The sequence below is a fragment of the Rahnella rivi genome (assembly GCF_019049655.1).
Lineage (GTDB): Bacteria > Pseudomonadota > Gammaproteobacteria > Enterobacterales > Enterobacteriaceae > Rahnella > Rahnella rivi.
Genome location: NZ_JAFMOX010000064.1, coordinates 156,536 through 178,079, shown reverse-complemented (window position 1 = coordinate 178,079; position 21,544 = coordinate 156,536). Strand labels below are relative to the sequence as shown.

Genomic DNA, 21,544 nt, shown 5'->3' with positions numbered 1-21,544 from the left:
TTTCCTGCGCGGTAAGCCGTCTGCGCGGTTAAACACCCTGCATCTCCCGTTCACTGCGCGGGTGCAGGGTTCTCTTGTCTGACAGTCCCAAATTCTGAGGAAATGTATGAGAAACTGGTTTCTGATTTCAGGTTTAACCTCCGCGATGCTGGCAGTGTCTGCCATGCCGCTCTATGCAGCAGAAAAAACAATGACTTCGACGACTTCGCATTTTGCTTACGTCGGCACCTACAACCCGAACGGGGAAGGTGTCTACCGCTTTACATTCGATCCGAAAACCGGTGCGCTGAGTGATAAAACCCTCGCCAGCCAGTTGCCCAATCAGGCGCAGATGGTACTCAGCCACGACGGTAAAACGTTGTTTATCGGCAGTGAAACTGACAATTACAACGGCGGTAAACACGGATCCGTGGCGGCTTACCGCATTTCACCAGAAGACGGCAGCCTGACGCTGATTAATCAGGTGGATTCGCAGGGCGCGGGGCCGGTGTACTTGTCACTGACGCCAAAAGGCGAACATCTGCTGGTGGCGAACTACATCAGCGGCGTGGTGGCGGTGTTCCCGGTGGATGCCAGCGGAAAACTGAGCGAAGCCAGTAACAGCCAGCAGGATTCCGGCCCGGCGGGCGCGGGCAAACCGGCCGCCGCCGCGGAAGGCAGTTTTGCCATCAGCGACCACAACGGGCCGCACGCGCATATGATCGCCACCGATCCTTCCGGTAAGTTCGCCTTCTCCACGGATCTTGGGCTGGATCGGATTTATCAGTGGAAACTCAACGGCGAGAGCGGCGCGCTGGAAGCTAACGATCCGCCGTTCATCAAAGCCTCTTCGGAAGGCGCCGGGCCGCGTCATTTTGTTTTCCATCCCAACGGCCACGTGGTTTTCCTGATCAACGAAGAAGCCTCGACGCTGACCAGTTATCGCTTTGATGCAAGCAAAGGCACGCTGACGGAACTGCAGAGCCTGTCCTCGCTGCCCGCCGGTTTCAAAGGCACCAACTTTGCGGCAGGCATCGTGCTGAGCAAAGACGGCAAACATCTGTACGTGGCCAACCGCCTGCACAACAGCATTGCGCAGATCACCGTGACCGGCGAAGGCGCGATGACCTGGAGCGGGGAAACCTGGACGCGGGGCGATTACCCGAGAACGCTGACCCTGTCGCCGGATGGCAAATATATTTACGCAATGAATCAACGAAGCGATAACATCACTACATTCAAGGTATCGCCGGACAGCGGCAAACTGACGTTTGTCGACAGCTACGTGGCGGTCGGCAGTCCGTCGCAAATGGTGATTGCGCCTTAACCGGCGCAGCAGAAACAAACCCCGTCCACGGCCAGTCATTGCCGTGGGCGGGGCCTCGCTGAAACGAACTGGAAAAACCATGGTGAGATTTCCCAATCAACGGCTGGCGCAATTGTTCGACGCGTTACAGACCGAAACCCTGCCTCAGGACGAGCTGGCGAAGCGTCTGGCGGTGTCAACGCGTACCGTGCGTGCCGACATCACCTCGCTCAACGAAATCATCGCCGACTACGGTGCAAGCTTTGTTCACAGCCGTGGCAGCGGGTATCAGCTGAAAATCGACGATCAGGCGCTGTTCTCGTCGTTACAGCACACGACACAACGTAAACCGAACCCGACGCCGCGCACCGCCGCCGAACGGGTGAAAACGTTGCTGATCCGCTTTTTGACCTCAGCTTTTTCACTCAAGCTGGAAGATCTGGCCGATGAATGGTTTGTCAGCCGGGGAACCCTGCAAAATGATATGGCTGAGGTGAGGGAGCATCTGGCGCGCTACCACCTGAATATTGAAACCAAGCCGCGTTATGGCATGAAGCTGTTTGGTGCAGAGCTGGCGATCCGCGCCTGTCTGACCGATCTGCTGTTCCAGCTGGATGCTGAAGAACAGGCGAATCCGCTGCTGAAAGCGGAAAGTCTGGAACCGGAAGCGCTGGTGCCGCTGACGCGCTTTATGCATCAGCTGCTGACGCAGTCCTCCATTCAGCTGACCGATGAAGGCGAGCAGTATCTGATCCTCTATTGCGCGGTCGCCATCAAGCGCATTACCGGCGGCTATCCGCTGACGGATTTTGATGCCGAAGACGGCGACCCGGCGGTGAAACAGGTTTCTGTACGGCTGGCAGCCGAGCTGAAAAATCTCGTCGGCAAGGAGATCCCGGCTTCTGAAGAAGCCTATCTGCGGGTGAATATCGCTGCCCGTCGCGTGCAGCAAATTCTGCCGACCGACATTAATGCCGACGATGACGAATCGCTGGTCGATTACATTCTTTCGTATATCAACTCGCACTATAACTACGATCTGCAGGGTGATAAGCAGCTGCGCGCCGACCTGCTGACGCACATCAAGACCATGATTACGCGGGTGAAATACCAGATTAATATCCCGAACCCGCTGCTGAATAACATCAAACAGCATTATCCGATGGCTTATGACGTCACGCTGGCGGCGGTGTCCAGCTGGGGGAAATACACGCCGTATACGCTCAGCGAAAACGAGATCGGTTTTCTGGTGCTGCACATCGGCGTCGGGCTGGAGCGGCATTACAATATCGGTTATCAGCGCCATCCGCAGGTGATGCTGGTGTGCGATACCGGCAATTCGACCATCCGCATGATCCAGGCGCAGATCAGCCGTAAGTATCCGCAGCTGGTGATGAAACAGATTGTGACGCTGCGTGATTACGAGAAGCTGGAGCACATCGACGAAGATTTTATTATCTCCAACGCCCGAATCAGCGAGAAGAATAAGCCGGTGGTGGTGCTGTCGCCGTTCCCGACCGAATACCAGATGGAACAGCTCGGCAAGCTGGTGCTGGTCGATCGCACACGGCCTTATATGCTGGAAAAATTCTTCGACGAAAAACACTTCATGATCGTCAACGAGCCGATGACCCAGGCGGAATTATTCCGCCATGTGTGTTCGCAGCTGGAGGCCGAGGGATATGTCGATCAGGCGTTTTATCCGTCGGTGGTGGAGCGTGAGGAAATCGTTTCGACCATGCTGGGCGAGGGCATTGCGCTGCCGCACTCGCTGGGGCTGCTGGCGAAGAAAACAGTGGTGATTACGCTGCTCTCGCCGCAGGGCATTGCCTGGGGAGAAGGGGAGACGGCGCACGTGATTTTCCTGCTGGCCATCAGCAAGGCCGATTACGAAGAAGCGATGGCGATTTACGATTTGTTCGTGACGTTTGTGCGGGAGCGTTCGATGAGCCGTTTACTGAGCAGTGAGAATTTTGAAAGCTTCAAGGCTATTGCAATAGATTGCCTTTCCCGCATTTAGCCTGCGTCTTTGACGCCGCAGCGGCGTTCGTTCACCCGAATCACTGACTGATGTCAGCTCATCGGGAGTCTCTCGCTGGCTGCCTTGCTGCAACGCCAATGACTATGGCTAAGAGTGAGGAGTCTTAGTCTTCGTCAAATCCTGAATTGATCAGGTTCACGACCGCTGTCAGCGCCTGCTCTTCATCGGGGCCGGTGGCTTCGATTTCGATCTGCTGACCTTTCGGGGAATCGAGCATCAGCAGTGCTATCACGCTGCTGGCTTCTGCTTCTATGCCTGTGCCATTGCGCAGCATCACTTCCGATTCAAAACTCTGCACCAGTTCAAACAACTTCATGGCCGGACGGGCGTGCATGCCTAACCGGTTTTTGATTTCTACCGTTTGTTTCACCGTCATGATTTGCGTTTTTCCAGCGTGCGATGGCGGGATTGCACATTCTTCCCGCGGGAACGGAAATAGTCGGCCAGTTGTTCTGCGATATACACCGAACGGTGTTTACCCCCGGTACAACCAATGGCGACGGTCAGATAGCTGCGGTTGTTGGTTTCCAGCATCGGCAGCCATTGTTCGAGGTAGCTGCGGGTCTGGTAGATAAAGTTGTGCACTTCGGTGTGACGATCGAGGAACGCCGCCACCGGTTTATCAAGGCCGGTCATCGGACGCAGTTTCGGATCCCAGTGCGGGTTTGGCAGGAAACGCACGTCAAACACGTAATCGGCATCAATCGGCAGGCCGTGTTTGAAGCCAAAGGATTCAAAGACCATCGTCAGTTCACGCTCACGTTTGCCCAAAAGACGGGTACGCAGCATTTCTGCCAGTTCATGAACCGACATTTCTGAGGTATCGATGATCAGATCAGCGGCGGAGCGCAATGGCTCGAGCAGATCGGCTTCTTCATCGATGGCACTTTCAAGGGACAGGTTTTTGCTGGAAAGCGGGTGCAGACGACGGGTATCGCTGTAACGACGGATCAGGGTATTGCGGTCTGCGTCGAGAAACAGCAACTGCGGCGAAAAACTCTCAGGCAGTTGTGACATCGCATGCTCATACACTTCCGGTGTTTCTGGCATGTTGCGCACGTCAATGCTGACGGCGGCAGACGTATTGCGTTCGACAAGTGTCTGGGCGAGCTGCGGCAGTAAAACCACCGGCAGATTGTCCACACAGTAAAATCCCATGTCTTCTAATGCCCTTAGGGCAACCGACTTCCCGGAACCGGAACGGCCGCTGACAATCATCAGCACCATGGTGTCACTCCCCTGGCATTCAGTGTTCAGAATTCACTTTCCCGGCGCGTTGCCGGGAATCATCAATTTATTCGTTTTCTGTCATTATCTGGAACAGTTCTTCGTCGCTTTGCGCTCCGCGCAGACGGCGACACACTGTTTTATCAGCCAATTTTTTGGCCACTAAAGACAAGGTGTGTAAGTGGGTTTTACATTGATCTGCCGGAACCAGCAAGGCAAAAAGGAGATCCACCGGCTGATTGTCGATAGCGTCAAACGCGATCGGTTGATCGAGCTGAATAAACACGCCGACGGCGCGTAATGTGTCTTCTTCCAGCTTGCCGTGCGGGATGGCGATCCCGGCACCGATCCCGGTGCTGCCCATACGCTCACGGGTCAAAATGGCGTCGAAAATCACTTGTGGCGACAAATTCAATTGTTTGGCAGCCAGTTCGCTGATGATTTCCAGCGCGCGTTTTTTGCTGGCGCAATGAACGCCGCTTTTGGTGCATTCGGCATTCAGCACCGACGTTAATTGCATTGCAGTATCGTTGATCATGTCATCTTCACTTTTGCACTGATTCACCCTTAAAGCTATATCGGCTCGTTCCCCGAAGGTCACAAGCCGATGCCCGAAGGTGTGTAGCACAGGGTTGGCTACATGAATGTCAGTGCTGTTTCAGTTTGTCTTTATGTTTGTTCAGCTGGCGCGCCAGTTTATCAACCAGGCCGTCAATCGCTGCGTACATATCCTGATGCTCCGAGGTGGCATGCAACTCGCCTCCGTTCACATGCAGCGTCGCTTCCGCGATTTTCTGCACTTTTTCAACGCTTAACACCACATACACCTGATTTATCCTGTCGAAATACTGTTCGAGCTTCGCCAGTTTCATCGTGATGAATTCTCTCAGGGGATCGGTGATCTCAATGTGATGTCCGGTAATGTTGAGCTGCATAATGTCTTCCTTCTCTGTTGAGGTCAAACTAACTGTTTACGCTGGTTTGAGGGCGGGATGGACAAAGACTCTCGGTATTTTGCGACGGTACGGCGCGCCACCATAATTCCCTGATTGGAAAGCAGGGTAGCTAACTTACTGTCACTCAGCGGTTTTACAGGATTCTCCGCTGCAATTAATTTCTTCACCAGCGCCCGGATCGCGGTGGACGATGCCTCGCCGCCGCTGTCAGTACTGACGTGGCTGGAGAAGAAATACTTCAGTTCGAAAATGCCACGCGGGCTGTGCAGGAATTTCTGCGTTGTAACGCGTGAAATCGTCGATTCGTGCATTTCCACGGCGCTGGCGATATCGGCCAGCACCATCGGTTTCATGTATTCATCACCCATCTCAAAGAACGCCTGCTGCTGCTCAACGATGCAGCGCGTGACTTTCAGCAGTGTGTCGTTGCGGCTCTCCAGACTTTTGATCAACCACTTGGCTTCCTGCAGATTGCTGCGGATAAATTGCCCGTCGCTGTCGCTGCGGGTCGAATTGCCCATCGCAGCATAATGCTGGTTGATTTTCAGTCGCGGAATGCTGTCTGAGTTCAGTTCGACAGTCCAGACACCGGACACTTTGCGTACCAGCACATCCGGGATGACGTATTCGGATTCGCCGGTGTTGATCGACTGGCCCGGTCGCGGATCAAGAGACTGGATCAGGAGCATCGCTCCTTTCAGTGTATCTTCTTTTAGACGGGTTGATCGCATAAGTGCGCGGAAATCATGGTTCGCCAGCAAATCCAGATGTTCGCTGATGATAAGCCTGGCTTCTGTAATGAAAGGCGTTTCCGGGACGTACTGGGAAAGCTGAATCAGCAGACAGTCGCGCAGGTCGCGCGCGGCGACACCCACGGGATCAAAACGCTGAACGCGTTTGAGCACGGCTTCCACTTCGTCCATCGTGACGTCATCATCGCCGATACTTTCGAGAATATCGTCGAGAGAAATCGTCAGATATCCGGTGTCATCCACCGCGTCGACAATCGAGGTCGCGATAGCCGCATCGGTGTCGGAAAACGGCGTCAGTTCGACCTGCCACATCAGGTAATCCTGAAGCGTCTGGGTGGTTTCACCCTGATAAACCGGCAGCTCGTCGTCGCTGTAATCGTTACCGGTACCGGACGGTGTTCCGGCGGTGTAAATTTCATCCCAGGTCGCATCCAGCGGTAACTCTTCGGGCATGTCTTTTTGCTCGAGAGCCTCGCGGGTATCCAGACCTTCACTGTCAGCGGTTTCGACCGCATCGATCTCATCGTGAAGATCGGTTTGTTCCAGCAGAGGGTTGCTCTCCAGCGCGAGTTGGATCTCCTGTTGGAGCTCAAGCGTGGACAATTGCAACAGGCGGATTGCCTGCTGTAATTGAGGAGTCATTGCCAGTTGTTGGCTGAATCTGAGTTGCAAACCTTGCTTCATATCTTGGCTTTATATCCGTAGATGAGTTCGAACGGCAACACTTCGGTCAGAAACGGCCTGTTTCAGTGTAAAGCGAAACAGGCGCGCTTCAGGCGGCGCAGATCACAGACGGAATTCTTCACCAAGATAAACACGTTTCACTTGTTCATCAGCAAGAATGTCGGCTGGGGTGCCGTGGGCGATAAGCTTGCCCTGACTGACGATATAGGCGCGTTCACACACGTCGAGCGTTTCACGGACGTTGTGGTCAGTGATCAGAACGCCCAGACCGCTGTCGCGAAGATGCTCAATGATTTTTTTGATGTCGATAACGGAAATCGGGTCAACACCGGCAAAGGGTTCATCCAGCAGGATAAACTTAGGGTTGGCTGCCAGTGCGCGGGCAATTTCCACACGACGGCGTTCCCCCCCGGACAGTGACTGGCCGAGGTTATCGCGCAAGTGAGAGATATGGAATTCTTCCATCAGCTCATTGGCGCGATCATTGCGCTGTTCTTTGTTCAGGTCGTCACGGATTTGCAGCACGGCCATCAGGTTGTCGAACACGCTGAGGCGGCGGAAAATAGAGGCTTCCTGAGGCAGGTAACCAATGCCGCGACGTGCGCGGGTATGCAATGGCAAAAGGCTGATGTCTTCGTCGTCAACGATGATTCGGCCAGCGTCACGCTGTACGATACCGACCACCATGTAGAAGGTGGTGGTTTTACCGGCACCGTTAGGGCCAAGTAATCCGACGATTTCGCCTGAATTGACTGCCAGGCTGACATCTTCAACGACCTTACGGCCTTTGTATGCCTTCGCCAGATTTTCTGCGATTAATTTTGCCATAAATTATCAGTTACTCTTTTTGGTCTGGCCGCCGGCTGCTGCCGGGGTCTTTTCCTGCAACTGTGTCGGAACCAGCACGGTCGTGACACGATTGCCTTTATCACTGAAGGCTTCCATCTGCTGTTTTTGCACCAGATAGGTAATACGATCGCCTTTCACATTGCTGTCCAGCTGTTCAAGGTAAGCGTTTCCGGTCAGGGTCACCAGATCGGTTTCCACTTCATAACGGACTTTCTGCGCGTGGCCTTTGATCGGTTTACCGTTGTCCTGCAACTGGTAGAAGGTCACCGGATTGCCGTAGCCTTCCACCACTTCTTTGCCGGAGACACCTTGCGGGCGGATCACCACAACTTTGTCGGCTTTAACCTGAATCGAGCCCTGATTCACCACCACATTGCCGGTAAAGGTTGCCGTGTTGGTGTTCACATCCAGCGCCTGATTGGCGGAATCAATGGTGATCGGTTTCGTTGTGTCGTCTTTCAGCGCGAATGCCGGAATGCTGATGGCCAACAACGAGCCGGTGATCAGAAGATTACGGATTTTATTTTTTGCTTTGAATTTCATAAGAGGTCGTTACCTTTTCGATCAGCTCTGCTGTTTTATCGCGCAGATTACCACGCATTTTCATGCCGTTAGATGTAAAACCTGTGCCATAAAGCGTTACTTCATCGTCTGAGGCAACGTCCTGTGTCGTCAGGTTAACCTGTGCATTATCCGTTTTGATTCTTTGCAGCTGTGATGTTTCTGGCGTCAGGCTGTCTGCCTGCACATGCCCATAAAGATAGAGCATTTTATCCTGAGTCATCTTGGCTTTATCAGAACGCAGCACCCAGGTTGGCACTTTATTCTTGTCATACATGGTCGCCACCGGGTTGGTAAACCATGTTACCTGATCGGTGGTGTAGTATTTGACCTGATCCGACACCAGTTTGTAGGTCAGGCTTCCCAGCGGGTCATACACCATGGTTACCGTGTGGGAGCTTTGGTAGGTCGGTTCCTGATCGTTGACCGCCTGCGGCGCATCATCCGTATTGTCTGACAGTGACCAGCCAATCAGTATCAGCACGATGGCGGTCAGTACCAGAATGATCCAAAGTCTTGTTTTATTCATATCGACAGCCCTTTGGCGTCCTCCAGCTTGCCCTGCGCCAGCAGAATCAAGTCACATAATTCGCGTACTGCGCCACGGCCACCGGCAATGCGGGTCACGTAATGCGCCTTTGGCAGCAGGATAGGGTGTGCATCCTGAACCGCAACGGAAAGACCCACTTCAGCCATCACCGGCCAGTCAATCAGGTCGTCACCGATGTAAGCGACTTCCTCTGCCCGAAGCGACAGTGTATCTAACAGTTCGCGGAAGGCCAAAAGCTTATCTGATTGCCCCTGATACAAGTGGCGAATTCCAAGGGTTTTGGCGCGATCTTCCAGTAATTTCGCATTACGGCCTGTAATAATCGCGACCTCAATGTCGGACGTCAGCAGGCAACGAATTCCATAACCGTCGCGAACGTTGAAACTTTTCAGCTCTTCTCCCTGATTTCCCATGTAGATCAGGCCATCAGACATGACGCCGTCCACATCGCAAATCAGCAGGCGAACCGCTTTCGCACGTTCAAGCACATCGGTGCTGACCGGACCGTAGCAGGTATCCACCAGGGCTGCGCTATTACTCATTCAGGGCATTCCTCAATTAAACTACGCCAGCGCGCAGCATGTCGTGCATATGTAACACACCTAACAATTGGTCACCATCGGCAACCATCACACAGGTAATGTGTTTTTCCTGCATTAAATTCAGTGCGTCGACCGCCAGCAGGGAAGGGCGCACGCGCACGCCGCCGGTAGTCATGACTTCGGCAATGGACGCGTTATTGATATTGACGCCCATGTCGAAAATGCGGCGTAAGTCACCGTCGGTAAAGATGCCTTCGATTTTCATTAAATCGTCGCAGATGACGGTCATCCCCAAATTCTTGCGGGTAATTTCCAGCAGGGCATCACGCAGAGACGCATCGCGGCTGACATGCGGGATTTCGTCACCGGAGTGCATGATATCGCTCACGCGCAGCAAGAGCTTGCGACCGAGTGCTCCGCCCGGGTGCGACAGTGCGAAATCTTCCGGTGTGAAGCCGCGCGCTTCCAGCAACGCGACGGCCAGCGCATCGCCCATCACCAGCACGGCGGTCGTGCTGCTGGTCGGGGCCAGCCCGAGCGGGCAGGCTTCTTTCGGAACACGCACGCAAAGGTGTACATCGGCGGCTTTTCCCATGGTACTTTCGGGATTGGCGGTCATGCAGATAAGCGTGATATCCAGGCGTTTTAATACCGGGATCAGCGACAGAATCTCGTGCGCTTCGCCGGAGTTTGAGATCAGGATCACGACGTCTTGTTTGGACACCATGCCCAAATCGCCGTGGCTGGCTTCGCCCGGATGTACAAAGAACGCCGGTGTGCCGGTGCTGGCGAAGGTCGCGGCCATCTTGCGGCCGATGTGACCTGATTTGCCCATCCCCATCACCACGACTTTGCCGGTACAGGCGAAAATCATTTTACAGGCGCGAGTGAAATCGCCATTAATGTATTGATCTAACTGCTCAAGTCCTTCACGTTCTGTTTTCAGCACTTCACGTCCGACAGCCTGGAAATCAAAGTCGGAGGCGAGGGTATCGTTAGCCATAGTCAATTCCTGACAGAGTTCAAAGGCCGATGCTGTCCGGTTGAAGGAACAGCACTGCCATATAGGCGATAAATCCACAGAGTAATAGTGCGCCCGCAACGTGACCGATACGATGTTTGCGCATCAGGCACAGCCCGGAGAGCACGATACTGACCGCCAGCATCACCCAGTAATCGCGATGAAACGCATCCGGGTTGAACGAGCCTGGCGCCACCAGCGCGGGTAATCCCAGCACCAGACAGGTATTAAAGATATTCGCGCCGATGATATTACCCAGCGCGATGTCATCTTCACCTTTGATGGCACCGGCAATAAACGTCGCCAGTTCCGGCAGGCTGGTCCCGATGGCGATGACCGTCAGGCCAATCACCAGCTCGCTGACACCAAAATAACGTGCAATAACCGTACTGTTGTCGACAATCATCCCGGACGCCAGCGGCATGATGATAAAGCCCAATGCCAGCCATAAAAACGCCACGGTATTACTGCTGTCGGAAGGAAGCTCGGACATCTGCTCGTAAGTCAGCGTATCCAGCCCTTCTTTTTCGGCCGCGCGGGCGATTTTTATCGCCAGCATCATAAACGCGGCGGCACTGGCCAGCAGCAAAACACCGTCAAAGCGACTAAGCTCTCCGTCACTTAACAGAAAACCACACAGCCCTGTGACCAGTAACAATAGAGGGAGTTCGCGGCGTAATATATCAGAACGAACGGAAAGTGGATGAATCAGGGCTGCACCGCCCAAAATCAGAAGAATATTAATGATATTTGAACCAATTGCGTTTCCAACCGCCAAATCCATTTGATCATTGATGGCGGCGGTGGTGGAAACGACCAGCTCCGGAAGGGATATGCCGACACCGACTACGGTAATGCCGATGATAAGCGGCGGCATGCCCATCGAGCGTGCTAATACTGCGGCTCCGTACACCAGACGATCGGCGGCATAAACAAGAAGTAAGAGGCCGACAATCATCAGTACGATAGCGAGAAGCATGCAACATCCTTTATTGGGTATAATGCGAGGTTCGTTGCCCGTTCAGGCAGGCGATTCCTTCGTCAACATAAGTTAAGGCAATATTTTGTACGAAAACGGCGCCAGCAGGTTCCTGTATGTTAGACGATGAAGGCTTTTATCATAAAATGGTAATTCGTTGATTTTGACCGTCTGTGGCGGAAAAGTAAATCGATGGCAACTTTGGTAACGAAACTGGGGTAAGTTTTTGTAAAAATACCAAAGTTATACAACACGGCTTGCGGGCCAGACGTATTCTTAGCGAAAGTAATTTAAGCGGAAGTCGTCTTTAGCGAAGGCATTCCGAAGGGATAAACGAATGAGTCAAAGCGAGTCGAATCTGGTTGAGATCAAAGGCATGAGTTTTGTGCGCGGCGATCGTCCCATTTTCGAAGAGATAAACATGACGGTCCCACGGGGTAAAATTACCGCCATTATGGGGCCTTCAGGGATCGGTAAAACGACGTTGCTGCGCCTTATCGGCGGTCAGCTGACGCCTGACAGCGGTGAAATCTGGTTCGACGGAGACAATATTCCCACTCTTTCGCGCCGTAAGCTTTATGAATCCCGCAAGAAAATGAGCATGTTGTTTCAGTCCGGTGCATTGTTTACTGACCTCAATGTGTTCGAGAATGTGGCGTTTCCGCTGCGCGAACACAGTAAATTGCCCGAAGCGTTATTGCGCAGCACCGTGACCATGAAACTGGAAGCGGTGGGTTTGCGCGGTGCCGGCGAACTGATGCCTGCTGAACTTTCCGGTGGGATGGCGAGGCGTGTTGCCCTGGCGCGTGCGATAGCACTCGACCCGGAACTGATCATGTTTGATGAACCCTTTGTGGGACAGGATCCGATCACTATGGGCGTCCTGGTCAAGCTGATTGACGAGCTGAACCATGCGCTGGGTGTCACCTGTATCGTGGTTTCCCATGATGTGCCTGAAGTTCTGAGCATTGCGGATTATGCGTATATCGTGGCTGCGCAACATGTCATTGCTGAAGGAACGCCTGAGGAGCTGCAAAACAATCCTGATCCGCGCGTTCGCCAGTTCCTTGACGGTATCGCCGATGGACCGGTGCCTTTCCGTTTCCCGGCCGGTGATTACAAAGCAGAGTTGCTCGGATAATGGAGTTTCCTATTTATGTTAACTAAGGCGCTCGCCTCAGTCGGACGTCGCGGGATACAAACCTGCGTGTCTTTTGGCCGTGCGGGCCTGATGCTCTTTCGGGCATTGGTCGGTAAGCCACAATTCGCCAAGCAGTGGCCTTTGCTGATTAAGCAACTCTACAGCGTGGGCGTGCTTTCCCTGTTGATTATCCTGGTGTCCGGTCTGTTTATCGGCATGGTGCTGGGATTACAGGGCTATCTGATTTTAACCACCTACAGCGCTGAAGCCAGCCTGGGCATGATGGTCGCGCTCTCTTTGCTGCGCGAACTGGGCCCGGTGGTCACCGCGTTACTGTTTGCCGGGCGCGCCGGGTCTGCATTAACCGCAGAGCTGGGTCTGATGAAAGCGACAGAACAAATCTCCAGTCTCGAAATGATGGCGATCGATCCGCTGCGCCGCGTTGTGGCACCGCGTTTCTGGGCCGGTCTGATTTCCATGCCTCTGCTGACAGCGATTTTTGTCGCGGTGGGGATTTGGGGAGGATCGCTGGTCGGTGTTGACTGGAAAGGGATCGACAGCGGTTTCTTCTGGTCAGCGATGCAAACCGCTGTAGACTGGCGGACTGACTTGCTTAACTGTCTGATTAAAAGCCTTGTTTTCGCTATCACCGTGACCTGGATTGCGCTGTTCAACGGCTATGATGCGATACCGACATCCGAAGGGATCAGCCGGGCAACGACACGTACTGTAGTGCATTCGTCACTGGCGGTGCTGGGATTAGATTTTGTGCTGACAGCACTGATGTTTGGAAATTAAAATCATGCAAACGAAAAAGAGTGAAATCTGGGTAGGCGCATTTTTGATTATCGCATTGATTGCGGTGGTTTTCCTGTGCCTTAAAGTGGCGGATATCCGCTCTATCGGTTCGGATCCGACCTACCGAATCTCTGCGGACTTCGACAACATCGGTGGCCTGAAAAGCGGCTCGCCGGTGAAAGTGGGTGGCGTCGTTATCGGCCGCGTTAGCAGCATTACGCTGGATAAAAACTACTCTCCGCGTGTCGAAATGGACATCGACCAGAAATACAACCAGATCCCGAGCACCAGTACGCTGGCTATCCGTACCTCCGGTTTATTAGGCGAACAATTCCTGGCGCTGAACATTGGTTTTGAAGACCCGGAAATGGGAACGACTATCCTTAAAAATGGTGGCGTTATTCAGGACACCAAATCGGCGCTGGTTCTCGAAGATTTGATTGGACAGTTCCTGTACAAGAGCGGTGATGGCAAGGCGGATCCTGATGCGGGTGATACCACCGCTGCGCCAGCGTCAGAAGAGAAGACCGCGCCAGCACCTGACGCGAACACGGCTCCGCAACCGGCTGCCCATTAAGAATTGGCTCACGGATTCTCCACAAAAGAGGAAATAAGTATGTTTAAACGTTTAGTTATCGCTGCGCTGCTGGTGGTTATGGCCCCGATGGCCAATGCTGCTGTGGATAAAACCAATCCGTACAGCGTGATGAATGAAGCGGCGAGCAAGACTTTCACCCGCCTCAAAAATGAACAGCCAAAAATCAAGCAGGATCCTAACTACCTGCGTCAGGTCGTGCGTGACGAGCTGCTGCCTTACGTGCAAATCAAATATGCCGGAGCACTGGTGTTAGGCCGTTATTATCAGCAGGCGACGCCTGCACAGCGTGATGCTTACTTCGCTGCGTTCAGCGACTACCTGCAACAGGCTTACGGCCAGGCGCTGGCGCTGTACAACGGCCAGAGCTATCAGGTTCAGCCTGAACAGTCTTACGCCGACAAAGACATTATCGCTATCCGCGTGACCATTACCGATCCAAACGGTCGTCCTCCGATTCGCCTGGACTTTCAGTGGCGTAAAAACAGCCGTACCGGTGAGTGGCAGGCTTATGACATGATCGCCGAAGGCGTCAGCATGATTTCCACCAAGCAAAACGAATGGGCGGATATCCTGCGTCAGAAAGGGATTGATGGTCTGACTGCGCGTCTGAAACAGGCTGCAGCACAACCGATTACGCTGGACCAAAAATGAGTGACGCACTGCGCTGGGAATGCCAGCCGCCTTTGCTGACATTGCATGGCGACCTGGATCGCGAAACGCTGTTACCGGTCTGGGATGCGCGGAAAACGCTGCTCGCTGGCGTGACACGTCTGGACGTTTCCGGTCTGGCGCGTGTGGATTCTTCCGGCCTGGCGTTGCTGGTACATCTGCGTCAGGAGGCCAGCCAGCAAGGTGCGTCCCTGACCGTGGAAGGCATCACCGATCGGCTGAGTACGCTTATCGCGCTATACAACCTTCAGGACATTATTCCGGCCAACACCGACGCAGTGTCGGTGAGTCAATAATAGTGAATGGTTACGGCAAGTTAGCGACGCTGCCGTGAACCCCTGACGTCATGACCTCAAAGCCCCTGTGCGAAACTCTTCCTCAGGGGCTTTTTCGTGGTTTAAGATTTGCCCCGATCCCTATAAGATACCGGGCTGTTATGATCCTTCAGAAGAATTGATCCCTATGGAAACGAATGAAATTAAAGACGTGCTGATGAACGCATTGGCACTGGAAGAAGCACACATTACTGGCGATGGCAGTCATTTTCAGGCCATTGTCGTTGGTGCGATGTTTGATGGCATGAGCCGCGTGAAAAAACAGCAGACCGTTTACGCCCCGCTGATGGAATACATCGCCGACAATCGAATTCATGCACTGTCTATCAAGGCGTATACCCCTGAAGAATGGGCGCGTGACCGTAAACTGAGTGGGTTATAAGACTGTCGGGCAGCCGGCAGCTTCCTCGTCTTTGACTTGTATTTGAACCTCATAAAAGAGAGCAGTCACAATGGATAAATTCCGTGTACAGGGTGGGACTCGCTTAAGTGGCGAAGTCACCATCTCTGGTGCAAAAAATGCAGCACTTCCTATTTTGTTTGCCGCACTGCTTGCTGAAGAGCCGGTTGAACTTCAGAACGTTCCTTATCTGAAAGACATCGATACCACGATCAAACTGCTCGGTCAGTTGGGTACCAAAATTGAACGCAACGGTTCTGTGTTCGTTGATGCCAGCGGTGTGAATGAGTTTTGTGCGCCGTACGACTTAGTGAAAACCATGCGTGCCTCCATCTGGGCGCTGGGTCCGCTGGTCGCGCGTTTTGGTCGCGGTCAGGTTTCCCTGCCGGGTGGCTGTGCGATTGGCGCACGTCCGGTTGACCTGCACATCAGCGGTCTGGAACAGCTTGGCGCAACGATCGTGCTGGAAGAAGGCTATGTGAAAGCTTCTGTTGATGGCCGCCTGAAAGGCGCGCACATCGTGATGGATAAAGTCAGCGTGGGCGCGACGGTAACCATCATGAGTGCGGCGACACTGGCCGAAGGCACCACCATTATTGAAAACGCCGCGCGTGAGCCGGAAATTGTCGATACTGCCAACTTCCTCAATACGCTGGGCGCGAACATCACTGGCGCAGGCACCGATAAGATCACCATCGAAGGCGTTGCACGTCTGGGTGGCGGTGTGTATCGCGTGGTACCTGACCGCATCGAAACCGGGACTTTCCTGGTGGCGGCGGCGATTTCCGGTGGCAAAGTCACCTGCCGCGAAGCCCGCCCTGATACGCTGGATGCCGTTCTGGCAAAACTGCGTGAAGCGGGTGGCGATGTTGAAGTGGGCGAAGACTGGGTCAGTCTGGACATGCATGGTAAACGCGCCAAAGCCGTCACTTTCCGTACCGCGCCTCACCCTGGCTTCCCGACTGACATGCAGGCGCAGTTCAGCCTGCTGAATCTGGTGGCTGAAGGGACCGGCGTGATCACTGAGACTATCTTCGAAAACCGCTTCATGCACGTGCCTGAGCTTATCCGTATGGGTGCTCACGCTGAAATTGAAGGTAGCACCCTGATTTGTCATGGTGTTGAGAAACTGTCGGGTGCTCAGGTGATGGCGACCGATCTGCGTGCATCAGCCAGCCTGGTTCTGGCGGGTTGTATCGCTGAAGGCGTAACCGTGGTTGACCGTATTTATCACATCGACCGTGGTTACGAGCGTATCGAAGATAAATTGCGTCAGCTGGGCGCTAAAATCGAGCGCTTTAAAGGCGAGTAATCACTCAGGCCTGAAGCAATAAAAAAGCCGGAAGGGGAAACCTTTCCGGCTTTTTTGTTTGTGTAATATCTGCGGTCAGTGGTCGGGATATTCCTGCACCGTGACGTGCAGCGTCAGCTTGTCGCCGTTTCGCATAATTTCTACCGGGATCACCGTGCCAGGGCGTATTTCTGCCACCTGGTCCATCGTTTCAATGGCGGAGACGGCAGGCTTATTATTGACGTTTACAATCACGTCACTGACCTTCATACCGGCATTCGCCGCCGGACCGTTTGCCGTCACTTCGTTCACGACGATGCCCTGAATACGATCCAGCCCGCTGTTCGGCCCGTGCAGAGGAGAAACTTCGCGTCCGCTGATGCCGATATAACCGCGGATCACACGCCCGTCGCGGATCAATTTGCCCATCACTTTGGTTGCAAGAGCCGTCGGGATTGCAAAGCCAATGCCTTCCGGCGTCGCGCCGTCATTGCTCTGGTCAAAGGATAATGTATTGATGCCCACCAGTTCACCCAGTGAGTTCACCAGCGCCCCGCCGGAGTTACCCTGGTTGATTGATGCATCGGTTTGCAGGAAGTTCTGGCGGCCAGATGGGCTGAGGCCGATACGGCCCGTGGCGCTGATGATGCCCTGCGTCACTGTCTGGCCGAGGTTGTACGGGTTACCGATCGCCATAACAATATCGCCGACGTGCGGATTACGGTTCGGGTTGATCGGGATTACCGGCAGGTTACCGGCGTTGATTTTCAGCACCGCGAGGTCAGTCAGGCTATCGGAACCGACCAGCAATGCTTCGAAAACCCGGCCATCCTGCAATGCGACGATGATCTGATCGGCATTGTTGATCACATGTTTGTTGGTGAGGATATAACCGCTGTCATTCATGATCACGCCGGAGCCCAGCGTGCGGATCTGTAATTCGTTTTGCGAGCTGTTGCCCATGTTGCGGTTGTACACATTGACTACCGCGGGCGCAGCGTGGCGTACACCGGCGTTATAGCTGACCGGTTCTTCGCTGGTTTGATTGAAGTTACGCTCAAAAAGCGGTTCTGTGATCTTTTTACGCAGCATAGGGACCGCCGCCAGCAAAAGGCCGGCAACAATCAGTCCGATAATGGCGGATCTCAATAGCTTAACAAACATGAGTGTATGGGGTGCGAGATGAAAAGTGACTGAAGAATAGCACGACTTAATCGGACGCAGCAGCATCTGCGTCCGATTTTCAACGCTTTACGGCATCAGCAGGTACATATTTTGCCCTTTGCGCAGAATGCTCAGGGCGATCAGGTCCGGTTTGGTTTCAAGGATCTTGCGTAAGGCTGCCAGATTGTCGATGGGTTCACGGTTTACACCGATGATCACATCGTCTTTCTCCAGGCCCACCTGCTCTGCCGGTGTGCCTTTCTTCACGTCATCGACCTGAACACCTTTGCCTGTTTTAGCGTCCACATCACTGAGCGTAACGCCCTGTAAGGCCGGGTTGATTTTCTCGATGCTGACTTCCACTGCCGGGCTCTGGGCCAGTGTGACACTCACCGTCATCGGTTTGCCTTCGCGCAGTAAACCAATCTGCATGACGACGCCCGGACCGGCAGTACCCACTTTGGCGCGCAGTTCCGCGAAGCTGCTGAGCGTTTTACCCTGCAACGTAATCAGCACGTCACCGGATTTTATGCCCGCTTTGGCTGCCGCAGAATCTGGCAGCACTTCATTGACGAACGCCCCACGCTGACTGTCCAGCTTGAAGGCCTGCGCCAGTTCGGGGGTCATTTCACTGCCACGGATGCCCAGCAGGCCGCGTTTGACCTCGCCAAACTCAATCAGCTGATGGCTCAGATTTTTCGCCATGTTCACCGGGATCGCAAACCCAATACCGACGCTGCCACCCTGAGAAGAGATGATTGCGGTATTGATCCCGATGAGCTCACCTTTCAGGTTAAGCAATGCACCACCGGAATTCCCCCGGTTAATGGAGGCATCGGTCTGGATAAAGTTCTCCAGCCCTTCGAGATTCAGCCCGCTGCGCCCGAGCGCCGAGACGATACCGGAGGTGACGGTCTGCCCAAGCCCGAACGGGTTACCTACAGCGATGGCGAAATCGCCGACCTGCAAGGCATCAGAATCGGCCATTGCGATTTGCGTCAGGTTTTTCGCATCAATCAGTTGGATCACGGCGATATCTGACTGGTCATCTTTACCAATCAGTTTTGCCTTGTACTCGCGGCCATCGTTAAGCTGGACGGTAATTTTGTCCGCATTGTTCACAACGTGATTGTTGGTGAGAACGTAACCTTTTGCGGCATCAATGATCACGCCGGAGCCCAGCCCTTCGAACGGCTGTGCACCCTGATTAGGCTCAGGATCTTGCTGACCAAAGAAGAATTTGAATTCCGGAGGAACGTCAGTGCTTGGCGGTTGCGTTCCGGAAACCTGAACGCCGACGACCGCGGGCAAGACTTTTTCAAGCATCGGCGCCAGACTTGGCAGCGGTTGCCCTTGTACAGCCATTGGCAAAGCGGCACTTGCCATCGGCGCAGAAGCGAAGGTTAATCCAAGGCTAACAGCTAACACACTGAGCAAAAATGACTTTTTCTTCATCAGGATAACTCTCTCGCTTTCTGTAATGGGCGTCTTTTACGGACAATCGAACGATGATTCACAGCACGGGAAGGGTCAGGTCTGGAGAACGGTGCATGCGCAGGGCATGCACCGTATTTGTCCCGGCGCCGGAGAACTGCGGGGCCGGGCAATCGCGTCTGTTATTTGCGAACAGGACGCTCGCCACGCAGCAGACCCGATGCACCATCGGAGTAATCGCGTGGCATCTGCACAGGTGCCTGATCGTTATCGGCTTCAGAACCGGTCAGACGGTAGTTGAACGGATTATCTTGCTGTGGCAAGTCCGGCAACAGGTTGTTGGAGCTCTTCGCCATGTGCTGATAAAGCTGACGGTAATCCGTCGCCATGTTATCGAGCAGTTCTGCGCTGCGCGCAAAGTGGCCTGTCAGTTCCTGACGGTATTCGTCGAGTTCTGCTTTGCTTTTCTCCAGCTCATTTTTCATCACTTGCTGATCGCGTAATTGACGATTGCCAAAGCGCATCGCCACCGCACCAATCGCGATACCGACCACTAATCCAATGAGTGCATACTCCCAGGTCATAATGACTCCTATTTTGACTTCGTTGTCCCGCAGGGCTTTTTCACGTAACTTTTATGACTTAACTTTTTTACACAATGGTTTTAACGTAATTGTCACACGCATTCGTCATGCAATAGCTCCACTATAACCGTTAACCTTGTCCGAGTGGAATCCTGCCGTCACAATCACCGCAGCCCGACGCTTTTTTCACGCGCAGACTGAGGGTAAAAGTGGCGAACAGACGGCAAAAAAGCGGCGAAACGACGTGAAAAACGTAAAATTTTTTTCTCAGGGACGTTAACTAACATGCAACCCAAATCACCCCTTATCCTTTATCAGAACGCCGTAGATGCCGGAGAGTTCCAGCCGGACGCCGTTCAGAAGCAGGCCGTCGCTCAGCTCGATGCCATTTATCAGGCGCTGAGTGCCAACACTGCGCCCACCGCTCAACCCGCCAGCCGGGGAGGCCTGCTCGGTCGCCTGTTCGCTAAAGCACCGGTAAAAACCGCGCAACGCCCGGTTCAGGGCTTGTATATGTGGGGCGGAGTAGGGCGAGGCAAGACCTGGCTGATGGATCTTTTTTTCCACAGTTTGCCGGGCGAACGCAAACTGCGGCTGCACTTCCACCGCTTTATGTTGCGCGTGCATCAGGAACTGACCCAGCTTCAGGGGCAGGAAGATCCGCTGGAAGTGATCGCAGACCGCTTTAAAGCTGAAACCGATGTGTTGTGTTTCGATGAATTCTTTGTTTCCGATATCACCGATGCCATGCTGCTGGCGACGCTACTGCAGGCGCTTTTTGCCCGTGGTATTACGCTGATCGCCACCTCCAACATTCCGCCGGATTTGCTTTACCGTAACGGGCTGCAACGTGCACGCTTCCTGCCAGCCATTGATCTGATTAAAGAATACTGCGACGTGCTTAACGTTGATGCAGGAATCGATTACCGTCTGCGCACGCTGACGCAGGCGAATCTGTGGCTGTCACCGGCGGGAGCGCAAACCGCCGATGCGATGCACTCCATGCTTGGAAAACTGACCGGAAACCACAGTGGTTCCGCCAATGAACGGCCTGTGCTGGAAGTGAATCATCGCCCGATGCAGGCCATTGCGGCCGTCGATGGCGTCCTGGCGGTGGAGTTCCATACGCTGTGTGAAGAAGCCCGCAGCCAGCTCGATTACATCGCGCTGTCGAAAATCTATCACAGCGTGTTGTTGCATAACGTCCCGGTGATGGGAGCCGACAGCGAGAATGCCGCCCGCCGTTTTCTGGCGCTGGTCGATGAATTCTATGAACGCCACGTGAAACTGGTGATCTCCGCTGCGGTGCCAATGTTTGAAATTTATCAGGGCGAGCGGTTGAAGTTCGAATACCAGCGCTGCCTGTCGCGCCTGCAGGAGATGCAAAGTGAGGAATATCTGAAGCGACCTCATCTGCCCTGATTGTTAGCTGATTATTTTTTGTTCTATTTGTGATATAAAAGACCCGGTACAGCCTGCATAGCGAACCTTCAGACGGCCCTGAGGGAAATCTTCCTTTTTGTCGAAAAAGGTTCGATTTTTGCAGGAGACTTCTCTATAATCTTGCGACCCCACGTTACTACAAAGTTTTTTTCCCGAAACTTTATAAGTGCCAGCATTGGCTATTCGAAGGGGTAGGTTTGCTGGACGATGGTCGTGTGAACCTCAAATACTTATTTTATA

At 53.7% G+C, this 21,544-nt stretch carries 24 protein-coding genes; 10 read left to right on the top strand and 14 right to left on the bottom strand.

Annotation, left to right across the window (positions count from 1 at the left end):
• Positions 1 to 106 precede the first annotated feature (106 nt).
• Together J1779_RS18585 and J1779_RS18580 are read left to right on the top strand one after the other, a co-directional pair.
• Positions 107 to 1,306 (top strand): lactonase family protein, encoded by a 1,200-nt coding sequence (locus tag J1779_RS18585; protein ID WP_217204473.1) that lies wholly within the window; start codon positions 107 to 109, stop codon positions 1,304 to 1,306.
• 79 nt (positions 1,307 to 1,385) lie between these two features.
• Entirely contained in the window at positions 1,386 to 3,305 is a 1,920-nt protein-coding gene (locus J1779_RS18580) for a BglG family transcription antiterminator (RefSeq protein ID WP_056776240.1), read from the top strand.
• A 124-nt stretch (positions 3,306 to 3,429) separates the two neighbouring features.
• Here the strand turns inward: J1779_RS18580 and npr are convergent, their stop codons facing one another.
• The 11 genes from npr to J1779_RS18525 form a co-directional block, all read right to left on the bottom strand.
• On the bottom strand, positions 3,430 to 3,702 hold the full coding sequence (gene npr, locus J1779_RS18575; RefSeq protein ID WP_056776243.1) for a PTS phosphocarrier protein NPr: 273 nt from the start codon (positions 3,700 to 3,702) through the stop codon (positions 3,430 to 3,432).
• A complete protein-coding gene (gene rapZ, locus J1779_RS18570; protein ID WP_056776246.1) occupies positions 3,699 to 4,553 on the bottom strand; it encodes an RNase adapter RapZ in 855 nt (284 codons plus the stop codon). Before rapZ ends, npr begins: the two co-directional genes overlap by 4 nt.
• Positions 4,554 to 4,620: 67 nt before the next feature.
• Positions 4,621 to 5,091, bottom strand: coding sequence for a PTS IIA-like nitrogen regulatory protein PtsN (gene ptsN, locus J1779_RS18565; RefSeq protein WP_056776248.1), 471 nt, complete (start codon positions 5,089 to 5,091; stop codon positions 4,621 to 4,623).
• Between the two features lie 109 nt (positions 5,092 to 5,200).
• Positions 5,201 to 5,488, bottom strand: a complete 288-nt coding sequence (gene hpf, locus J1779_RS18560; protein WP_056776250.1) for a ribosome hibernation promoting factor — start codon at positions 5,486 to 5,488, stop codon at positions 5,201 to 5,203.
• Positions 5,489 to 5,511: 23 nt separating this feature from the next.
• A complete protein-coding gene (gene rpoN, locus J1779_RS18555) occupies positions 5,512 to 6,945 on the bottom strand; it encodes an RNA polymerase factor sigma-54 (protein ID WP_056776252.1) in 1,434 nt (477 codons plus the stop codon).
• 102 nt (positions 6,946 to 7,047) lie between these two features.
• Positions 7,048 to 7,773, bottom strand: coding sequence for an LPS export ABC transporter ATP-binding protein (lptB, locus tag J1779_RS18550; RefSeq protein WP_056776254.1), 726 nt, complete (start codon positions 7,771 to 7,773; stop codon positions 7,048 to 7,050).
• A gap of 6 nt (positions 7,774 to 7,779) precedes the next feature.
• Positions 7,780 to 8,337 carry a lipopolysaccharide ABC transporter substrate-binding protein LptA gene (gene lptA / locus J1779_RS18545; protein WP_056776257.1) on the bottom strand — a complete coding sequence of 186 codons (558 nt, stop codon included), beginning with the start codon at positions 8,335 to 8,337 and terminating at the stop codon, positions 7,780 to 7,782.
• Positions 8,315 to 8,884, bottom strand: coding sequence for an LPS export ABC transporter periplasmic protein LptC (lptC, locus tag J1779_RS18540; protein ID WP_056776259.1), 570 nt, complete (start codon positions 8,882 to 8,884; stop codon positions 8,315 to 8,317). The genes lptA and lptC overlap by 23 nt, the downstream gene beginning before the upstream one ends.
• The gene (gene kdsC, locus J1779_RS18535) at positions 8,881 to 9,447 is read right to left on the bottom strand and encodes a 3-deoxy-manno-octulosonate-8-phosphatase KdsC (protein WP_056776262.1); all 567 of its coding nucleotides are present in this window, start codon (positions 9,445 to 9,447) and stop codon (positions 8,881 to 8,883) included. Before kdsC ends, lptC begins: the two co-directional genes overlap by 4 nt.
• A gap of 16 nt (positions 9,448 to 9,463) precedes the next feature.
• Positions 9,464 to 10,450 carry an arabinose-5-phosphate isomerase KdsD gene (gene kdsD / locus J1779_RS18530; RefSeq protein ID WP_056776264.1) on the bottom strand — a complete coding sequence of 329 codons (987 nt, stop codon included), beginning with the start codon at positions 10,448 to 10,450 and terminating at the stop codon, positions 9,464 to 9,466.
• A 19-nt stretch (positions 10,451 to 10,469) separates the two neighbouring features.
• A complete protein-coding gene (locus tag J1779_RS18525) occupies positions 10,470 to 11,447 on the bottom strand; it encodes a calcium/sodium antiporter (protein WP_056776267.1) in 978 nt (325 codons plus the stop codon).
• A gap of 337 nt (positions 11,448 to 11,784) precedes the next feature.
• Here J1779_RS18525 and mlaF point away from each other — a divergent pair, with 337 nt between their 5' ends.
• The 7 genes from mlaF to murA all read left to right on the top strand — a co-directional run bounded on the left by mlaF (position 11,785) and on the right by murA (position 16,700).
• A complete protein-coding gene (gene mlaF / locus J1779_RS18520; protein WP_056776271.1) occupies positions 11,785 to 12,588 on the top strand; it encodes a phospholipid ABC transporter ATP-binding protein MlaF in 804 nt (267 codons plus the stop codon).
• A 15-nt stretch (positions 12,589 to 12,603) separates the two neighbouring features.
• Complete coding sequence (mlaE, locus tag J1779_RS18515; RefSeq protein ID WP_112169205.1) at positions 12,604 to 13,386, top strand: lipid asymmetry maintenance ABC transporter permease subunit MlaE; 783 nt, start codon at positions 12,604 to 12,606, stop codon at positions 13,384 to 13,386.
• A gap of 4 nt (positions 13,387 to 13,390) precedes the next feature.
• Positions 13,391 to 13,963 (top strand): outer membrane lipid asymmetry maintenance protein MlaD, encoded by a 573-nt coding sequence (gene mlaD / locus J1779_RS18510; protein WP_056777186.1) that lies wholly within the window; start codon positions 13,391 to 13,393, stop codon positions 13,961 to 13,963.
• 39 nt (positions 13,964 to 14,002) lie between these two features.
• Positions 14,003 to 14,635 carry a phospholipid-binding protein MlaC gene (gene mlaC / locus J1779_RS18505; RefSeq protein WP_056776278.1) on the top strand — a complete coding sequence of 211 codons (633 nt, stop codon included), beginning with the start codon at positions 14,003 to 14,005 and terminating at the stop codon, positions 14,633 to 14,635.
• Positions 14,632 to 14,949, top strand: a complete 318-nt coding sequence (gene mlaB, locus J1779_RS18500; protein WP_056776282.1) for a lipid asymmetry maintenance protein MlaB — start codon at positions 14,632 to 14,634, stop codon at positions 14,947 to 14,949. Before mlaC ends, mlaB begins: the two co-directional genes overlap by 4 nt.
• Positions 14,950 to 15,115: 166 nt before the next feature.
• Complete coding sequence (gene ibaG, locus J1779_RS18495) at positions 15,116 to 15,370, top strand: BolA family iron metabolism protein IbaG (protein WP_056776285.1); 255 nt, start codon at positions 15,116 to 15,118, stop codon at positions 15,368 to 15,370.
• Between the two features lie 70 nt (positions 15,371 to 15,440).
• The gene (murA, locus tag J1779_RS18490; RefSeq protein ID WP_122094450.1) at positions 15,441 to 16,700 is read left to right on the top strand and encodes a UDP-N-acetylglucosamine 1-carboxyvinyltransferase; all 1,260 of its coding nucleotides are present in this window, start codon (positions 15,441 to 15,443) and stop codon (positions 16,698 to 16,700) included.
• A 75-nt stretch (positions 16,701 to 16,775) separates the two neighbouring features.
• Here the strand turns inward: murA and degS are convergent, their stop codons facing one another.
• From degS to zapG, 3 genes are all read right to left on the bottom strand, one after another.
• Positions 16,776 to 17,843 carry an outer membrane-stress sensor serine endopeptidase DegS gene (gene degS, locus J1779_RS18485; protein WP_056776293.1) on the bottom strand — a complete coding sequence of 356 codons (1,068 nt, stop codon included), beginning with the start codon at positions 17,841 to 17,843 and terminating at the stop codon, positions 16,776 to 16,778.
• An 87-nt stretch (positions 17,844 to 17,930) separates the two neighbouring features.
• Positions 17,931 to 19,298, bottom strand: coding sequence for a serine endoprotease DegQ (gene degQ / locus J1779_RS18480; protein ID WP_217204472.1), 1,368 nt, complete (start codon positions 19,296 to 19,298; stop codon positions 17,931 to 17,933).
• 161 nt (positions 19,299 to 19,459) lie between these two features.
• Positions 19,460 to 19,861, bottom strand: a complete 402-nt coding sequence (gene zapG, locus J1779_RS18475; protein WP_056776302.1) for a Z-ring associated protein ZapG — start codon at positions 19,859 to 19,861, stop codon at positions 19,460 to 19,462.
• A gap of 285 nt (positions 19,862 to 20,146) precedes the next feature.
• Between zapG and zapE the strand changes: the two genes are divergently transcribed.
• Entirely contained in the window at positions 20,147 to 21,283 is a 1,137-nt protein-coding gene (zapE, locus tag J1779_RS18470; RefSeq protein ID WP_217204471.1) for a cell division protein ZapE, read from the top strand.
• The last annotated feature ends 261 nt before the right edge of the window (positions 21,284 to 21,544 follow it).

Coding starts and splice junctions, on each gene's coding strand:
- J1779_RS18585 (WP_217204473.1), top strand. CDS start 107: ATGAGAAACTGGTTTCTGATTTCAGGTTTAACCTCCGCGATGCTGGCA.
- J1779_RS18580 (WP_056776240.1), top strand. CDS start 1,386: ATGGTGAGATTTCCCAATCAACGGCTGGCGCAATTGTTCGACGCGTTA.
- npr (WP_056776243.1), bottom strand. CDS start 3,702: ATGACGGTGAAACAAACGGTAGAAATCAAAAACCGGTTAGGCATGCAC.
- rapZ (WP_056776246.1), bottom strand. CDS start 4,553: ATGGTGCTGATGATTGTCAGCGGCCGTTCCGGTTCCGGGAAGTCGGTT.
- ptsN (WP_056776248.1), bottom strand. CDS start 5,091: ATGATCAACGATACTGCAATGCAATTAACGTCGGTGCTGAATGCCGAA.
- hpf (WP_056776250.1), bottom strand. CDS start 5,488: ATGCAGCTCAACATTACCGGACATCACATTGAGATCACCGATCCCCTG.
- rpoN (WP_056776252.1), bottom strand. CDS start 6,945: ATGAAGCAAGGTTTGCAACTCAGATTCAGCCAACAACTGGCAATGACT.
- lptB (WP_056776254.1), bottom strand. CDS start 7,773: ATGGCAAAATTAATCGCAGAAAATCTGGCGAAGGCATACAAAGGCCGT.
- lptA (WP_056776257.1), bottom strand. CDS start 8,337: ATGAAATTCAAAGCAAAAAATAAAATCCGTAATCTTCTGATCACCGGC.
- lptC (WP_056776259.1), bottom strand. CDS start 8,884: ATGAATAAAACAAGACTTTGGATCATTCTGGTACTGACCGCCATCGTG.
- kdsC (WP_056776262.1), bottom strand. CDS start 9,447: ATGAGTAATAGCGCAGCCCTGGTGGATACCTGCTACGGTCCGGTCAGC.
- kdsD (WP_056776264.1), bottom strand. CDS start 10,450: ATGGCTAACGATACCCTCGCCTCCGACTTTGATTTCCAGGCTGTCGGA.
- J1779_RS18525 (WP_056776267.1), bottom strand. CDS start 11,447: ATGCTTCTCGCTATCGTACTGATGATTGTCGGCCTCTTACTTCTTGTT.
- mlaF (WP_056776271.1), top strand. CDS start 11,785: ATGAGTCAAAGCGAGTCGAATCTGGTTGAGATCAAAGGCATGAGTTTT.
- mlaE (WP_112169205.1), top strand. CDS start 12,604: ATGTTAACTAAGGCGCTCGCCTCAGTCGGACGTCGCGGGATACAAACC.
- mlaD (WP_056777186.1), top strand. CDS start 13,391: ATGCAAACGAAAAAGAGTGAAATCTGGGTAGGCGCATTTTTGATTATC.
- mlaC (WP_056776278.1), top strand. CDS start 14,003: ATGTTTAAACGTTTAGTTATCGCTGCGCTGCTGGTGGTTATGGCCCCG.
- mlaB (WP_056776282.1), top strand. CDS start 14,632: ATGAGTGACGCACTGCGCTGGGAATGCCAGCCGCCTTTGCTGACATTG.
- ibaG (WP_056776285.1), top strand. CDS start 15,116: ATGGAAACGAATGAAATTAAAGACGTGCTGATGAACGCATTGGCACTG.
- murA (WP_122094450.1), top strand. CDS start 15,441: ATGGATAAATTCCGTGTACAGGGTGGGACTCGCTTAAGTGGCGAAGTC.
- degS (WP_056776293.1), bottom strand. CDS start 17,843: ATGTTTGTTAAGCTATTGAGATCCGCCATTATCGGACTGATTGTTGCC.
- degQ (WP_217204472.1), bottom strand. CDS start 19,298: ATGAAGAAAAAGTCATTTTTGCTCAGTGTGTTAGCTGTTAGCCTTGGA.
- zapG (WP_056776302.1), bottom strand. CDS start 19,861: ATGACCTGGGAGTATGCACTCATTGGATTAGTGGTCGGTATCGCGATT.
- zapE (WP_217204471.1), top strand. CDS start 20,147: ATGCAACCCAAATCACCCCTTATCCTTTATCAGAACGCCGTAGATGCC.